The sequence below is a fragment of the Burkholderia sp. AU30198 genome (assembly GCF_020419825.1).
In the GTDB taxonomy this organism is placed as follows: Bacteria; Pseudomonadota; Gammaproteobacteria; order Burkholderiales; family Burkholderiaceae; genus Burkholderia.
Window position 1 is genome coordinate 355,159 of record NZ_JAIZSA010000005.1, and the last position, 15,953, is coordinate 371,111.

General features: G+C 66.7%; 15 protein-coding genes. 8 read left to right on the forward strand and 7 right to left on the reverse strand.

The features are described from left to right. Nucleotides 1-130: 130 nt before the first annotated feature. Nucleotides 131-1,054: a LysR family transcriptional regulator gene (locus LGN19_RS14740; RefSeq protein ID WP_175221007.1), complete on the reverse strand. Its 924-nt coding sequence runs from the start codon at nt 1,052-1,054 to the stop codon at nt 131-133. Nucleotides 1,055-1,121: 67 nt separating this feature from the next. Between LGN19_RS14740 and LGN19_RS14745 the strand changes: the two genes are divergently transcribed. Continuing rightward, nucleotides 1,122-1,739: a LysE family translocator gene (locus LGN19_RS14745; RefSeq protein WP_226215506.1), complete on the forward strand. Its 618-nt coding sequence runs from the start codon at nt 1,122-1,124 to the stop codon at nt 1,737-1,739. 64 nt (nt 1,740-1,803) lie between these two features. Here LGN19_RS14745 and LGN19_RS14750 read toward each other — a convergent pair whose 3' ends face one another. Further along, a complete protein-coding gene (locus LGN19_RS14750) occupies nt 1,804-3,279 on the reverse strand; it encodes a coniferyl aldehyde dehydrogenase (protein ID WP_226215508.1) in 1,476 nt (491 codons plus the stop codon). 99 nt (nt 3,280-3,378) lie between these two features. Here LGN19_RS14750 and LGN19_RS14755 point away from each other — a divergent pair, with 99 nt between their 5' ends. Both LGN19_RS14755 and LGN19_RS14760 read left to right on the forward strand, forming a co-directional pair. Next, complete coding sequence (locus tag LGN19_RS14755) at nt 3,379-4,032, forward strand: TetR/AcrR family transcriptional regulator (RefSeq protein ID WP_226215510.1); 654 nt, start codon at nt 3,379-3,381, stop codon at nt 4,030-4,032. Between the two features lie 132 nt (nt 4,033-4,164). Continuing rightward, a complete protein-coding gene (locus LGN19_RS14760; RefSeq protein WP_174957694.1) occupies nt 4,165-4,848 on the forward strand; it encodes a type 1 glutamine amidotransferase domain-containing protein in 684 nt (227 codons plus the stop codon). Nucleotides 4,849-5,103: 255 nt separating this feature from the next. Here LGN19_RS14760 and LGN19_RS14765 read toward each other — a convergent pair whose 3' ends face one another. The 3 genes from LGN19_RS14765 to LGN19_RS14775 form a co-directional block, all read right to left on the reverse strand. Then, on the reverse strand, nt 5,104-6,348 hold the full coding sequence (locus LGN19_RS14765) for a saccharopine dehydrogenase family protein (protein WP_226215512.1): 1,245 nt from the start codon (nt 6,346-6,348) through the stop codon (nt 5,104-5,106). 43 nt (nt 6,349-6,391) lie between these two features. After that, on the reverse strand, nt 6,392-7,309 hold the full coding sequence (locus tag LGN19_RS14770) for an acetoacetate decarboxylase family protein (RefSeq protein ID WP_226215514.1): 918 nt from the start codon (nt 7,307-7,309) through the stop codon (nt 6,392-6,394). Nucleotides 7,310-7,482: 173 nt separating this feature from the next. Beyond that, nucleotides 7,483-8,145 carry a glutathione S-transferase family protein gene (locus LGN19_RS14775; RefSeq protein WP_226215515.1) on the reverse strand — a complete coding sequence of 221 codons (663 nt, stop codon included), beginning with the start codon at nt 8,143-8,145 and terminating at the stop codon, nt 7,483-7,485. A 109-nt stretch (nt 8,146-8,254) separates the two neighbouring features. On the opposite strand from LGN19_RS14775, the gene LGN19_RS14780 reads away from it, so the two are divergent. Beyond that, nucleotides 8,255-9,235: a helix-turn-helix transcriptional regulator gene (locus LGN19_RS14780; RefSeq protein WP_226215523.1), complete on the forward strand. Its 981-nt coding sequence runs from the start codon at nt 8,255-8,257 to the stop codon at nt 9,233-9,235. Between the two features lie 169 nt (nt 9,236-9,404). Here LGN19_RS14780 and LGN19_RS14785 read toward each other — a convergent pair whose 3' ends face one another. Continuing rightward, a complete protein-coding gene (locus LGN19_RS14785; protein ID WP_226215525.1) occupies nt 9,405-10,049 on the reverse strand; it encodes an HD domain-containing protein in 645 nt (214 codons plus the stop codon). A 169-nt stretch (nt 10,050-10,218) separates the two neighbouring features. Here LGN19_RS14785 and LGN19_RS14790 point away from each other — a divergent pair, with 169 nt between their 5' ends. Further along, nucleotides 10,219-10,626, forward strand: a complete 408-nt coding sequence (locus LGN19_RS14790; RefSeq protein ID WP_226215527.1) for a DUF3224 domain-containing protein — start codon at nt 10,219-10,221, stop codon at nt 10,624-10,626. A gap of 210 nt (nt 10,627-10,836) precedes the next feature. Here the strand turns inward: LGN19_RS14790 and LGN19_RS14795 are convergent, their stop codons facing one another. Beyond that, complete coding sequence (locus LGN19_RS14795; RefSeq protein ID WP_226215530.1) at nt 10,837-12,075, reverse strand: SfnB family sulfur acquisition oxidoreductase; 1,239 nt, start codon at nt 12,073-12,075, stop codon at nt 10,837-10,839. A gap of 291 nt (nt 12,076-12,366) precedes the next feature. Here LGN19_RS14795 and LGN19_RS14800 point away from each other — a divergent pair, with 291 nt between their 5' ends. The 3 genes from LGN19_RS14800 (at nt 12,367) to LGN19_RS14810 (ending at nt 15,932) form a co-directional block, all read left to right on the forward strand. Further along, nucleotides 12,367-13,638 (forward strand): acyl-CoA dehydrogenase family protein, encoded by a 1,272-nt coding sequence (locus LGN19_RS14800; RefSeq protein WP_226215532.1) that lies wholly within the window; start codon nt 12,367-12,369, stop codon nt 13,636-13,638. Continuing rightward, nucleotides 13,635-15,035, forward strand: a complete 1,401-nt coding sequence (locus tag LGN19_RS14805) for an LLM class flavin-dependent oxidoreductase (RefSeq protein ID WP_226215534.1) — start codon at nt 13,635-13,637, stop codon at nt 15,033-15,035. Before LGN19_RS14800 ends, LGN19_RS14805 begins: the two co-directional genes overlap by 4 nt. 387 nt (nt 15,036-15,422) lie before the next feature. Beyond that, entirely contained in the window at nt 15,423-15,932 is a 510-nt protein-coding gene (locus LGN19_RS14810) for an AAA family ATPase (protein ID WP_226215536.1), read from the forward strand. Nucleotides 15,933-15,953: the final 21 nt, after the last annotated feature.

Consider the following 15,953-nt stretch of genomic DNA (forward strand, 5'->3'; position numbering starts at 1 on the left):
CGCGATACCGGGCGCGGGCGCCCGATTGCCCGATCAGGCGCGCAGCGACGGCTCGTACCTGAAGTAACACAGGTTGAAGTACCAGTAAGGATCGGTTGTCGGAAGATCGTCGTTCGGCCGCCCCGCTCCTTCAAACCATCGTCCTCAACCATCCCAGCAAATCCGCCTGCGCACTCCCGGCCGCCACCGGTTCCGGCGTCAACAAGCAGTAATGCGAACCATCCTCGACGAACCCCAGCGGCGCGACCAGCACACCGCTTTCGAGGTCGTCGCGAACGAGGTGCCACGGGCCGATGGCGACACCGAGCCCCGCGACAGCCGCCTGCAGGCTGAAGTAGAAATGGTCGAACGTCTGCCCGCGCCCGCCTGCGACGGGCCGATTCGCCGCGACCGACCATTCCTGCCATGCGTCCGGCCGTGTCCGCGTATGCAATTGCGGCACGTCCGCCTTCAACGTCCGATTGCCGCGTCGCGCGGAAAACCACGCATCGACTTTATCCGGCCGGCACACCGGCCCCACCCGCTCTGCGAACAGACGCTCCGCGCGATACCCCGCCGGCCACGCAAAGTCATTGCGTCGAATCGCCATGTCGATGCCGCTGTCGAATGAAAACGGGCCGCCCGCGGCAGCCAGATGGATGTCGACGCCCGTATGTCGCGCCTGAAAATCCGGCCAGCGCGGAATCAGCCAGCGCATCAGCAGCGTCGGCTCGCACGACAGGACCCAGCGCCGCGCCCGGGCGGCCTCGGTGCGCAATTCGTGCGCGGCGTGACGCATCAGGCCCAGCCCGTCATGGACGGCCTGCGCCAGCTTGCGGCCCGCATCGGTCAGGAACACACGACGGCTGCGCCGCTGGAACAACGCGACACCCAGGTCGTCCTCGAGCAGTCGCACCGCGCGGCTGACCGCGCCATGAGTCAGGCACAGCTCGTCGGCGGCACGGCTGAAATTCTCGTGACGCGCCGCCGCCTCGAAGCAACGCAAGGCCATCAGCGACGGCAGGTTGGCGCGAACGGATTGTGAGTCAATCTCACCATTCTGGTCAGAAATCATCGCTTTTCCCGATGAAACATGACCCATAAGATTGCGTCATCCAGCCACCAATCGCAAGGACAAGACGATGACCGAACTGATAGTTGTAGTCACCATCACGCTGCTGGCCGTGATCAGCCCGGGCCCGGACTTCGCGATGGTCACGCGCAACAGCCTGATGCTGTCGCGCCGCTCGGGCGTGCTCACCGCGCTGGGGATCGGGCTGGGCGTGACGGTTCACGTGAGCTACACGCTGCTGGGCGTCGGCCTGCTGATCCGCCAGTCCCTGTGGCTCTTCAATGCTGTCAAGCTGATCGGCGCGATCTACCTGATCTACCTGGGTGTGAAGATGCTCATGACGAAGGCCGGCAACGGGCAACCCGACCCGCGTGTCGCACCGTTGTCCGACCTGGCCGCGCTGCGCACCGGCTTCCTGACCAATGCGCTGAACCCCAAGACCACGGTGTTCATCGTCAGCCTGTTCATGCAGGCCGTGCGGCCCGACACGCCGTTGCTCGTGCAGATCGGCTACGGCGCGTTCATCGCCGTCGCGCATGCCGGCTGGTTCAGCCTGGTGGCCCTGTGCTTTTCCGCGACGGCTGTCCGCGATCGCCTGCTGGCGCTGCGGCACTGGATCGACCGCACGTTCGGATGCCTGCTCGTGGGCTTCGGCATCGCGCTGGCCATCGCGCGCGGCGGGCGCTGATTCGGGCCGCCGCGCCGCGTGCCACTGAAACCGCCTTACGCGCTGACCCGCGCCACCGCCCGGCTCAGCGCTTCGCGCTCAATCCCGCACGCACGCCCTCGGGCTCCCGGCTGCGCCCGAGCAGCGCCGCGAGCGACAGATCCGCGAGCTTGCCGAACGGCGCGCGCAGCAGGCTCGGCAGGTTCCAGCGCCCGAGCACGAACACGCCCTTCGCATGGCTCATCGCGCGGAATCCCTCGATGCCGTGATACGCGCCCATCCCGCTCGGGCCAACCCCGCCGAACGGCAAGTCTTCCTGCGCGACGTGCAGGAGCGTGTTGTTGATACCGACATTGCCCGACGTGGTGCGTGCGAGCAACGACGCGCAGTCGCTGTCCCGCGCGCCGAAGTAATACAGCGCAAGCGGCCGCGGACGCGCATTCACGTAGTTGACGACTTCGTCGATCGTGCGATACGTGCGCACCGGCAGGATCGGCCCGAAGATCTCTTCCTGCATGACGGTCGTATCGTCGCCGGCCCCGACGATCAGCGTGGGCGCGAGCGTCCGCTTGCGGGTGGCCGCCTGCTGCGGATTCACGCCGGCCTCGATCACGCGCGCGCCTTTGCTGCGCGCTTCGTCGACGAGACTTTTCAGGCGATCGTAATGCCGGTCGCTGACGATCGACGTGTAGTCCGGGCTGGTCGGCCCGCCCGGATAGAAGCGCGCGACGGCCGCATCGTATTGCGTGACGAACGCATCGAGGTCGTCTTCATGCACCAGCGCATAGTCGGGCGCCACGCAGGTCTGCCCGCCGTTCGACAGCTTGCCGAACACGATGCTGGACATCGTCCGGTCATCGACGTGCCCCCTCGCGACGATCGCCGGGCTCTTGCCGCCGAGTTCGAGCGTCACCGGCACCAGATTGTCGCTGGCCGCCTTCATGACCTTGCGGCCCACCTGCGTGCTGCCGGTAAACAGCAGATGATCGAACGGCAAGCCGCTGAACGCGGCGCCGACTTCCGGGCCGCCGAGCACGACCGCGACTTCTTCGATCGGGAAAGTCTCCGCGAGCATCCGGCGCATCACCTCGCTGGTGCGCGGCGTCAGTTCCGACGGCTTGAGCATCGCGCGATTGCCTGCGGCCAGCGCGGTGGCCAGCGGGATGAACGTGAGCGAGAACGGGTAATTCCACGGCGCCATCACGCCGATGACACCCAACGGCTGGTATTCCACGTGCGCCTGCCCGGCGCGATAGAAGATGCCGACGTGCCGACGCTGCGGCTTCATGAAGCGCCGCAGGTTGCGCGTCAGGTAGTCGATCGCCTGGATCACGCCGACCAGTTCCATGATCGCGGTCTCGTGTCGCGAGCGATGCCCGAAATCGACGCTGACCGCCTCCTCCACTTCGCGCCGATACGCGAGCACCACGGCGCGCAGCCGCGCGAGCCGGGCCTTGCGCTGCTGCATGCTCGGCGGCCCTTCGCTGACAAACGCGTTGCGCTGGCGGGCCAGCAACACCGCCGGGTCGAAGCTCGAACTGGATTCTGCGGAAACGGCCATGGTGCACCTCACGAGGTTGCGTCGATGTTGACACTGTCAACTTGCATGCGACGGATCATAGGACCACAATGTGTTCCCTGTCAACATAGGAGCAACACGATGTCGTCGGTTGGGGATGCGGATGCCGGGCAAAAGGCTTATCACCACGGGGATCTGCGTCGCGCGATCATCGAAACCGCGCTCGACACGCTGCAGGAGCAGCAGGGCTGGCAGTTCACGCTGCGTGAAATCGCGCGGCGCGCGAACGTCAGCCACTCCGCGCCGTACCGGCATTTCCCGGACAAGGCCGCGTTGCTGCACGAGCTCGCGCTGATCGGCTTCGATCGCTTGCGCGACGATCTCGCCGCGTCCGTCGATCCCGCGGCGGATGCACCGGACGTGCTGCTCGCACTCGCGTATGCCCATCTCGCGTTCGGGCAGCGCAACCCGGATCTCTATCGACTGATGTTTGCCGCGGATGCCGGGGAACCGTCGGACATCCATCTCGATCCGCGCGTGCAGGCGCCCTTCCTGCTGGTGGTCGACATCCTGGAACACGGCCAGCGCGCCGGCACGATCCGCCCGCGTCCGGCGCTCGGCCAGGCGACCGCCTGCTGGGCGCATCTGCATGGCCTGACGATGCTGGCGATCGACGGGCGGCTGGTGCGCGAGAAGGTCGGCGATCACGCGATCGAAGATGCGCTGACCACCTTGCTGGACGGACTCGTGCTGCCCGCCAACCCTGCACGGCCGGCCAGGACAAAAAGGCCTTGACCTTCGACTTTGCTTAAAGGTTATGGTTTGCCTCGGCAGCGTATCGAGGTCATGGGTATGCGCAATGCCATCCGACAATCCGGCGGCGCGCCGACGACGTCCGCCCGTGGCCGATGAAAGGGAAACCGCATCATGAGCAAGCGCATCCTTCACGTCGTGAGCAACGTCGCGCACTACGCCGATCCGTCGCAACCGACCGGCCTGTGGCTGTCCGAACTGACCCATGCCCATCACATCTTCGCGGCGCGAGGCTATGAGCAGCAGCTCGTGAGCCCCAAGGGCGGCGTGTCCCCGCTGGAGCCGCGCTCGCTCAAATGGCCGCATGCCGACGCCGCCGCGAAAGCGTGGCGCGCCGACAAGGCCAACGCGGCGCTGCTGGCCACCACCGCACGCCCCGACGAGATCGATCCCGCCGATTTCGATGCGATCTACTTCACCGGCGGCCATGCGGTGATGTGGGACTACCCGGACGATGCGGGGCTGCAGCGGCTCACGCGCGAGATCTACGAGCACGGCGGCATCGTGTCGTCAGTCTGTCACGGCTACTGCGGGCTGCTGAACACGACGCTGTCGGACGGCTCGCTGCTGGTGGCCGGACGCCGGATCACCGGCTACTCGTGGGTGGAGGAAATCCTGGCCGGCGTCGCGAAGAAGGTGCCCTACAACGTCGAGCAGCAGATGCAGCAGCGTGGCGCGCGCTACGAGAAGGCGCTGCTGCCGTTCACGTCGAACGTCGTCGTCGACGGCCGCCTGGTGACCGGCCAGAATCCGCAATCGGCGAAGGCGACCGCCGAACAGGTCGTCGCGCTGCTGTGATGGGATGCGCCGGCGCGCCGCTAGGCCGGGGCGACCGACGGCGCACCACCGCTTCGTCGCGATCGGCGGCGGCAGTGGCCGCCTCGCCGCGATCCGCCGAATTCCAAGGCAGGATTCGCGACAGCATCCGGTACTCCCCGGCCGGATCGCATCCGGCCACCTACTCCGTCGTGACTGTCGGTTGTCTTCTGACGTTGATTCGCAATCCGATCTTTATCGGCTTCGTGTCGCATGGCCAGCGGACGGCACGCGCGCTCAAGTCACGTCGAAACGCAACCCCGCATGGCGCACCAGACGCTCGATATAGCGCTCGTCGAACATCGTCGCGGGCGTCCAGAAGCCACCGCCGCGTCCGGTCTTGACGCCGTCGCCGGCGCAATCCAGTGCGAGACTGATCGCGGCCTGGCCGAGCATCTTGCCGGTGGAGCCGTAGCCCGGATCGCGGTCGCCGGTGACTTTCACGCGCAAGGTCTTCCCGTCGTCGGTACGGCCAAAGAAACGCAAGTCGTAGCGGCCAGCCAGTTGGGCCGCGGCGCTCGGCCCCTCGCCGGGCTTCGGCAGCAGGAAGCGCTCCATCAGGCTGCGCACCGGCTTGATGAGGACGCCCACCATGAACGCGCCAAGGCCGGCCACCATCGTCACCGCGGTCAGGCGGCCCTTGAGTCCCGTGCCCGTCATCACCGCTTCGTCATACGTGAAGCGGTTGCCGTACGCGTTGCCGGCCAGCGCATTGGAGCGATGCACGACACGCTCGTTGATCGCCGCCATCACGAATGGCGCGATCCACGCGTCGAAGTCGCGATCGAATGCGGCGGATCGCACCGCATGCTGGCGCATCGTGAAACCATGCCCCTTCGGGCACAGCGAATAAGGATCGAGCAGTTCCCTGCGCAACGCGGGATCGGCCGCGGCTTCCCGGACGACGTTGATCACGCTCGCCACCGTGCCGCCCGACGCGCCGCCCTTCAGCGTCCTGACGCGCATCTTCACCTGCGTGGCCGGTACGCCCCACTGTTGTCGCGCCTGTTGCTGCAGGAAGAACACGCCCATGTCCGACGGCACCGAATCGAAGCCGCAGCAATGGACGATGCGCGCGCCGGATTGCCGGGCCGCCGGCTCGTACTTGTCGATCATCCGTTTGATCCACTGCGTCTCGCCCGTGAGGTCGCAGTAGTCGGTGCCGGTTTCCGCGCAGATCCTGACCAGCGGCTCTCCGTAAAGCGCGTAGGGGCCGACGGTGGACACGACCACCCGCGTCTGCGCGCAGAGCGCACGCAGCTGCGCTTCGTCGGCCGCATCCGCAACGATGATCGGTACCGACTGCCCGGCCGCGCCCAGTGAATCCCGGACCTGCCTGAGCTTCGCTTCGGACCGGCCGGCCATGGCCCAGCGCAGCGTCTCGCCGGAGCCCGGCAGGTACTCGGACAGGTAGCGGGCCAGGATCTGCCCGACGAAACTGGTGGCGCCAAATACGACGAGATCGTGGGCCGGCTGGGTCATGGGCGATTCCTTCGGCGCGGGCGTGCCGCGGGGTTGCGTGGCGTCAGCGTTGCTTTCCGGGTTCATCGAAGGCCTTCAAGGCGGTCGGCAGGTTCAGGACCATTTGCGCATCCTTCACCACGTCGAGCCGCAGGATGGTGGATGCGCCAAGCCCGTCGAGCAGCTCGCTCAGCGGGCCGCCATGCCGCACGAGCTCGACATTGCGCGGCAACAGGCGCTGGGCGAACGATAGCGCATTCGTCTGCACCGATGTCCGATGCCATTCGCCGTCGATGCGATTGATCATCGTCGACGTGCTCATGTGCGACTGCGACGCGACCCGGGTCAGTTCGGGCATTGGCACGCTCAGGCTCAGGTCCGGCCGGCCGCCCGGGCCGGCAATGCGGGCGCCGGCGGTGGCGCCGAGGCTCACGTCGATCTCGGCGAGCCACTTGGGCAGCTGATAGCCAAGCACGCCGCGCACCCGCGCGATTTCCGTGGTGACCGGCAGCGCCAGCACGTGTGCGAAGAAGCTCCGGCGGCGCATCGAATCGATCAGCTCGAGCGCGTGCGACCCTGTCGCACCGGGCCGGCGGATGACCACCGCGACGGACACCTCGTCATACGGATCGTTGTCGCACACCGAATACGAGAAGAAGGTCAGCGCGACCAGCCCGTATCCGGGGAATGCGCGCAGCGGCTCGAGCGGCACCGGCAGCGTGGCCCGCAGGCGTTCGAGCGGCGCCAGGAACAGCAGCTGAATGCTGCTGGAACGGTAGTAGAAATTCGGCGCCCAGGTCGGGCCGACCCGTGACGCGACCTGACGCTTCGGAATCCGACGGAAAAAATCGATGTTCCCCGCCGCGGGATCGCGTGCCACCTCGTCGAGGTCAGGATTCATCCGGAACCGGTCGTAATACCCGCCTTCGGGCACGTCGACCTTGTGCGGCCCGAATTCGACCTGTGTAAACCGCCTGTCCATGTTCGTTGCCTCTCGTCGATGATCGACCGTGGCAGGCAACACCCGAAGCCTGCTGACTCACCGTCGTCAGCAAGCACTCTAAGATTTAAGTCAACTTCAAGGTCAAGGCCACGAGTAGAGGGGTACGTCGGATTGTGTCGGCAAGGCTGGCCGGCACGCGCTCCCGAACGCAGCTAGTCGAGCTCGCGAAGAAAATCGGGGACCGCCTCTCCGATCGACGCAAGATAGCCGGCCATCGCGCCGGCGACCTTGCGCACCGCGGGACGCGCCGTCATCCGCTCACGCCACGCGAGCAGGCGGGGCGTTTCGTCCGTCATCGGTGCGCCCTTGCGCGCGCCGAACAACTGCGCCATGTAGAACGCGATGTCGGTGTAGGAATACGTGTCGGCCAGAAACGCGCGATCCGCAAGCACGTGCTCCATGCGCCGATAGTAGTGCGCCGCTTCGGCGCGCGCGGCCTGTGCCGCCGGATCGTCCGGCGTCGCTTCCAGCCCCATCAGCCGGACGACGTGCGGAAAATAGATTTCGTCGCTGCAGTGTTCGAGCTGACGCGCGATCGCGCGCGCCGCCGGATGCGCGGGCCATAGCGCGGGGTCCGGCCTCAGATCCTCGAGATACTCGAAGATCTGCGTGGAATCGAAGAGTTCCAGATCGCCGTCCATCAGCACCGGCACCTGCCGCTTCGGGTTGATGCGCAGCACATCCGGATGCCTGGGATCGTAGCCGCGCGACTGGCTGAACGGCGCCATTACCAGCGCGAAGTCGATGCCCTTCTCGTGCGCCGCAATCTCGACCTTCGCTCCGAACATGCTCAGCGGCCCGGAAATGATCTTCATGGTTCGTTCCTCCGTGATGTCGTGTCGATGAAACGGATCGGTCATGCGGCACAGCATAAGTCCGATAACATGACATCCCATGTCAGGTATTCCGGGGAACGTGTCGCCGATGAAAGCGAGCCGCCTGTTGTCGATCATGATGATGCTGCAAGCGCGCGGCCGGATGACCGCACCGGCGCTGGCCGACGCGCTGGAGGTGTCCGAGCGCACGATCCTGCGCGATATCGACCAGCTCTCCACGGCCGGCGTGCCGATCTGGGGCGATCGCGGCCGCAACGGCGGCTTTCAGTTGAGCGACGGCTGGCGTACCGATCTCACGGGGCTCACCGAGCATGAAGCGCACGCGCTGATTCTGGCGGGCTTGCCCGGGCCCGCGAGCGAACTGGGCCTCGACGGCATGGCGACCTCCGCGCGGCTGAAAATGATCGCGAGCCTGCCGCCCGGCTCGCGCGAACATGCCGACCGCGTCGCCAGCCGGCTGCATGTCGACACCGTGGATTGGTACCGGGCCCAGGAAACGCCGGCCTTCCTGCGTGAAGTCGCCGACGCGGTGTGGGGGGCGTACCGGATCGACGTGAAGTATCGGAGCTGGCGCGGCGTGTCCCGCCGCGCACTCGAGCCGCTCGGCCTGGTGCTCAAGGGGGGTGCCTGGTACCTGATCGCCCGGGTGGTCGGCAAGCCCGGCGCACTCACGTTCCGGCTCGCGAATATCCTCGAACTCGACACATCACGCCGCCGCTTCAAGCGCCCCGCGCGATTCGACCTGGCAACGCACTGGCGCGACGCGATGACCCGGTACGAGACCGAGCTCAATCGGCTGACCGCCCATATCGCCGTGTCGCCGCGCGGTGAAACCTGGCTGGCCAACGCGCGGATCAAGACCATGCCTGCTGCGCAGGATGCCGGCAGCGCGGAAGTGCCGCCGGGATGGAAAGCGTTCCTGATGCCCATCGAATCTATCGAGCACGGCGCGCGGACGCTGCTGGGGTACGGCGCACACGTGAAAATCCTCGGGCCGCAAGCGCTCAGGGATCAATTCATCGAAGCGTTGTCGCAGGTGAAAGCGCTTTATCAGGCAGGCGACGATTGAAGCGTTGCCTGTTGCGCCGATGAGGCTCCGGTGATTCGAAACAATGGAACCCTTGCGTCTTCGTCAAGTTTGAAGCCGCTCCGTTCAATGTCTCGCGTCACGCAACCGTCATCCGTATCGAGCAATGTGTGTCAGCCAGCAACGGTATCCGGGGGCCCCGTCAGCACATTCAGATCTCGTCGGAGAACTCGTCGAGAAAGCGCTGCAATCGATCGCGGCGAATGATCGCCAGACGGGTACCGGTGACGGTCTGGAATCCGGTTGAAAGCCTCAGCAGCTTCGTGCGGAAGTGATCGATCGCGAATCGCGTGTCGTCGAGTTCCCGCTCCGATGCGTGCGGATCGGCCGGGTCATACAGTGCGCTGCCCATCCGGCCCGCGACATAGAAACAGCGCGCGACGCCCACCATGCCGATCGCATCGAGCCGGTCGGCATCCTGCAGCACTTTTGCTTCCAGCGTCATCGGCGCGACACAGGCGGAAAAACTGTGCGCCTCGACCGCATGCGCGACCGCGTCGATCTTCGCGCCCGGCCAATCCAGCGACTTCAGCACCTGCCGGGCCTTTTCCGCCGACAACCGCGATGCCTGCGCGCGCAGCGGGGAACTCTTCTCCACCGCGACGCAGTCGTGCAGCAGTGTCGCCGCCAACAGCACCTCGGCGTCTCCGCCCTCCTGCGCGTGGATCGCGGCCGCGTTCTTCCACACGCGTTGCAGATGCGACGTGTCGTGAGCGCCGTCGCCATCGACGTCGCTCCAATGCGCCAGCAAGGCGTTGGCCAGATCCTGAAAGGGGGAGAACGCGGGGATGGTCATCGGGGAAGGCGGTCGAGGTCGGGATGCCGATTATCGCCGCAAGCGCCGGGCAGCACGCCATCCACCGGCCGATCCGCGTTGATTCGGACGTCTCGCGAGAAAACCGTTGCATCCGCCCGACCCCGGATGGCTTATAGTGCGGCATACCAATTCGACGAGGAGCGCTGCAATGACACTGCTGGCCAACGGTCCGTTTGAAGTGAAGCTGAATCCGGAATCCCTGAGTACCGTCGCGGAACAGACCGGGCTCGGCCGCATGTCGCTGGACAAGCAGTATCACGGCGACCTGGAGGCCGTCAGTCACGGCGAGATGCTCGCGTTTCGAAGCAGCATCCCGGGCTCGGCGGGCTATGTGGCCATGGAAACCGTGCGAGGCGTGCTGGGCGGCCGCCACGGCAGTTTTGTCCTGCAGCACAGTTCCACCATGACCCGCGGCCAGCCGCAGCAGTCGATCACCGTCGTGCCCGATTCCGGAACGGGAGCATTGCAGGGGCTTTCCGGCGCGATGATCATCACCATCGACAATGGCCGGCATTCGTACCGCTTCGACTACACGCTGCCGGACTCGCCTCAGTAGGCCGACTGGCGGGGATACGGCTGCTTCGGCGTGCCGCGGCGCAGGTGAATGCCGCGCTCCCGTCCCCCAACGCAGCATTCACCTGCGCGATACCCGGCGATTGCACTTCGACGGAGGCATTGCCGGGTTCGCGCATGATCGTGCGGATGCGTTCGACCGCGGCGACGCGCTCAACCCTCGCCGCCCCGTCACGCCACGATCGCAACGGGTTCAATTCCACGCATGGCGCGCCGGCCGCACGCCGTTCAGGTAGTAGTTGCCGACGAGGTGATATTTCCAGCGCACCGGGTCGTGCAGCGTATGCGTGCGCGCGTTGCGCCAGTGCCGGTCGAGGTTGTGCTCGGCCAGCGTCGACTGCGTGCCGGCCAGCTCGAACAGCTTCTCGCCCGCGAGCAGCGCGACCTCCGTCGTCAGCACCTTCGCCTCGCCCACCGCCACCGATGCGCGTGCGACATCGTCCTCGGTCACGTTGCCACGCGCCGCGATCTCGTCGAGCGTCCGCGCGGCGCGCTCCAGCAGCGCCTCCGCCGCATGCAGCTGAATGTGCAGATGGCCGATCTCGCGGATCGTCAACGGATCGTCGGCCGCCCGCTCGACGCCGCTGTCGACCCATGGCCGCGTGCGCGTGCGCACGAACGCCAGCGTATCGTCGAGCGCGGCCTTCGCGATGCCCGCGTCGATCGCCGCCTGGATGATCTGCGACAGCGGGCCGTTCAGCGTCGGCAGATCCGACACGCGCTGGGCCGGCAGCACGTGCGACGCGGGCACCCGCACGTTGTCGAGCACGACGGTGCCGCTCGCGGTGGTCCGCTGCCCGAACCCCGACCAGTCGTCGATCACGGTCAACCCCGGCGCCGGCTGGCGAATGTACGCGAGCCACGCGCGGCGCTCGTCGTCGAGGCCGAGCACCGGCACATAATGCGCGAACAGCGCGCCGGTCGAATAGAACTTGGTGCCGTCGACGACGTAATCGTCGCCGTCACGGCGCACACGCGTCTTCAGGTCGAGCACGTGCTTCGTGCCCTTCTCCGAAAAACCGTTGCCGAACCGCTTGCCGCTCAGCACTTCCGAGAAGAGGTGGCGCTTCTGCGCGTCGGTGCCGGTCAGCGCGATCACGTCGACCAACCCGAAGTGATTCTGCGGCAACTGCCCGAGCGACGGATCGGCCGCCGCGACGATCTTCACCACCTCCGTCAGCGTCACATGCGATACGCCCGCGCCGCCATAGGCCTTCGGCACGGTGATGGCCCACAGCCCCGACTGCGAGAACCATTCGATCTCGTCACGGGGCAGCCGGCGCTCCCGGTCGCGCTCGGCAGCCCCTTGCGCAAGCCGCTGCGCCAACGCATGCGCGGCCGCGATGGCCTGCGCGTCGTCGGCGATCACGCGGGCCACCTGCGGTGGCGTATCGGCCGGCCGTTCGTGAATCGTGGCGCTCGTCTCTGACATCGGGCTCTCCTGCTGATTGACGGAAACATTCAATCTAGCAGCGCGCCGCGTGCCGGCAAACCGAGCGATTCGCACAACGATATTCCTTCGCATGACAAACGATGCGGCACGTGGCCCGCCACAAACCGCGCGTCAGCGACGATATCGACGCCCCGGCATCGATGCCACGCCGCCGCGCCCGCGTAATGCCCGGTGGCGATAACGATGTGCGAATCCGTTATTGGATCGTCCACGCGGTGCTTCCTATACTGGCCTGCCGGCATCGACGGCCCCGCCTCTCAAGGACCCTGCATGACTTCGTCTCCCGCAGCAATCGAACTCTCCACCGGCACCGACTATGACGCGCTTGCCGGCCGCTTCAGGCCGATCTTCGAACGCATCGCGGCCGGCACCGCGGAACGCGAAAGCCGCCGCGAACTGCCGCACGAGGCGATCGGCTGGCTGAAGGCCGCCGGCTTCGGCGCCGTGCGGCTGCCGGTGCGCGACGGCGGCGCCGGCGCGTCGCTGCCGCAGCTGTTCCAGCTGCTGACCGAGCTCGCTGCCGCCGATTCCAATCTGCCGCAGGCATTGCGCGGGCACTTCGCGTTCGTCGAGGACTGGCTGAACGCGCCGCCCGACGCCGATCGCCAGACGTGGTTCGACCGCTTCGCGAGCGGCCAGCTCGTGGGCAATGCGTGGACCGAAACCGGCGACGTGGCGCTCGGCCAGACCCTCACGAAGGTGTCGGAGAAGCATGGCCGGCTCGTACTGAACGGCCGGAAGTTCTACAGCACCGGCAGCCTGTTCGCCGACTGGATCGACGTGTTCGCGCAACGCGCGGACGACGGCAGCGACGTGATCGTCGCCGTCGCGACCGCGCAGCCCGGCGTGATCCGCGAAGACGACTGGGACGGCTTCGGCCAGACCACGACCGGCAGCGGCACCACGCGCTTCGAGGACGCGACGGTCGACGCACGGGACGTGATCGACTTCGCGCGACGCTTCAAGTACCAGACCGCGTTCTACCAGCTCTTCCACGTCGCGACGCTGGCCGGCATCGGCCACGCGATCGTGCGCGATGCGGGCGACCTGGTGCGCCGCCGCACCCGCGTGTACAGCCACGGCAACGCGCCGCGCGCGGCCGACGACGCCCAGTTGCAGCAAGTGATCGGCGAGATCGCGTCGTGGGCCTATGCGGCCGACGCGCTCGCGCTGCGCGCCGCGCAGCCGCTGCAACGGGCCTACGAAGCGCACTTCGGCGGCGACGCAGCCGCCGAGCACGATGCGAACGTCGCGGCCGAGATCGAATCCGCGCAGAGCCAGCTCGTCGTGTCGGAACTCGTGCTGCGCGCGGCGACGCGCCTGTTCGACGCGCTCGGCGCGTCCGCGACCCGCAGCACGACGGCGCTCGACCGCCATTGGCGCAACGCGCGCACCGTGTCGTCGCACAATCCGCTCGTCTACAAGGCGCGGATCGTCGGCGACTGGGTCATCAACGGGCGCACGCCGCCGTTCGTCTGGCAGATCGGCAACGGCCCGGGTGCGAGCACGAGCACGCATGCAGAGACAGGAGCCGCGCAATGAGCAAGACCATCCGCTTCAATGCGTTCGAGATGAACTGCGTCGGCCACCAGTCGCCCGGGCTGTGGGCCCATCCGCGCGACCGGTCATGGCAGTACAAGGACCTCGACTACTGGACCGACCTCGCCCGCGTGCTCGAACGCGGCATCTTCGACGCGATCTTCATCGCGGACGTGATCGGCTACTACGACGTCTACAAAGGCAGCAACTACCACGCGCTGCACCAGGCCGCGCAGATCCCGGTGAATGATCCGCTGCAGCTCGCCGCGCCGATCGCGATGGCGACCGAGCATCTCGGCATCGGCATCACCGCATCGACGACGTTCGAACATCCGTACACGTTCGCGCGCCGGCTGTCGACCGCCGACCATCACACGAAGGGCCGGCTCGCTTGGAACATCGTCACGTCCTACCTCGAAAGCGGCGCGAAGAACGTCGGCGATCACGGTTTGCGCACGCACGACGACCGCTATGCGGTCGCGGCCGAATACGTCGAGGTGCTGTACAAGCTGTTCGAGGGCAGCTGGGAAGACGGCGCGGTGGTGCGCGATCGCGACGGCCGCGTGTTCACGCATCCGGAGAAGGTGCACGAGATCGGCCACAAGGGCCGCTTCTTCGACGTGCCCGGCTACCACCTGTGCGAACCGTCACCGCAGCGCACGCCGGTGCTGTTCCAGGCCGGCGCGTCCGGCCCCGGCAAGACGTTCGCCGCGCAACACGCGGAATGCGTGTTCGTCGCCGCGCCGACCCGCCCGCAGCTCGCGCGCTATGTGGCCGACGTGCGCGCACAGGCCGCCGCCGCGGGGCGCGACGCGAGCAAGGTATTGATCTACAACCTCGTCACCGTGATCGTCGACGAAACCGACGAGAAGGCGCAGGCCAAGTTCGATGAATATCGCAAGTACGTGTCGTATGACGGCTCGCTGGTGTTCATGTCCGGCTGGACCGGTATCGACTTCGGCCAGTACGCGCCGAACGATCCCGTCCGGCGCGTCGAAACGAATGCGATCGTGTCGGCGGTCGAGCACCTGGCGGGCGGCGACACCGCATGGACGATCGAGGAACTGGCGGCCTGGGGCGGCATCGGCGGCCTGGGCCCGGTCTTCGTCGGCTCGGCGGCAACCGTCGCGGACATCCTGCAGGAATGGGTCGCCGCCACCGACGTGGACGGCTTCAACCTCGCGTATGCGGTTGCGCACGAAACCTTCGAGGATGTCGTGCGTTATCTCGTTCCCGAACTGCAGCGGCGCGGCGTGTATCCGACCGGCTATGCGCCGGGCACGCTGCGCGAAAAGCTGTTCGGCGGATCGGCACGGCTGCCGGACGAACATCCGGCCGCGCAGTTCCGCGATATCGAGCAGGTGAAGCGCGATGCCGAGCACGTGGCGGCCTACGCGTGACGGTAATGTGACGGCTGGCCGGCCCGCGTGCGGGCCGGCTTCATGACGCCCGGCGGCCCGGTGCGCCAGGCCGCTCGTTCGACACGCCGCGCGAGCAAGCGTCCCCCTCCGTCCAGCCAAGGCCCGGTGCACCAACCAAGCCCGTTCTGCTCCCGCACGGGCACGCCGGGATGGTGAATCCAGTCCGGTCCGGGCGATGCAGGCCAAAGTCTCGTTCGCCAACCCGTGCGCCGCTTGCCCAGCGACCGCCTTGCATGGTTGCATGCCGCCGTCTGCCGAAATTGACGCAGACCAGCGGCTGTTTGCATTTGAAGCCGCATGCAAAATGACGGCGTTGGCCCGGCATTGGGCATGGACCAACGAACGTCGACAAGAAAGGGCACGCTCATGTTGATCACTTTCAGCGGCTTACCCGGCACCGGGAAAAGTACGATCGCAAGCCGGCTGGCCGTTCGCCTGGAGGCGGTTTATCTTCGGATCGACTCCATCGAGCAAGCGATCCGGACGTCGGGCGTTCTAGCCGAGGGCGCTGAAATGGGCGGCGCCGGCTATGCGGTCTGCTACCGCGTGGCCGCTGACAATCTGGCGATCGGAACCACCGTCGTCGCCGATTCCGTCAATCCGCTCAAGGTGACGCGAGACGCATACAGGAACATCGCGGCGCGCATAGGTGTTCCCGTGCTCGAGATCGAGATCGTCTGTTCCGATCGGCAGCAGCATCGACAACGTGTCGAAACACGGCAGTCCACCACTGCGGGGCTCGTGTTGCCCACATGGCAGGAAGTCGTTGATCGCGATTACGACGCGTGGGATCGCCCGCACCTCGAGATCGATACAGCGTTCACGTCCGTCGAGCAATGCATCGATCAGATCCTTCGCGCGTTGCCGGTGGCATGAACAGGTTGCGTGAAGCCGCGA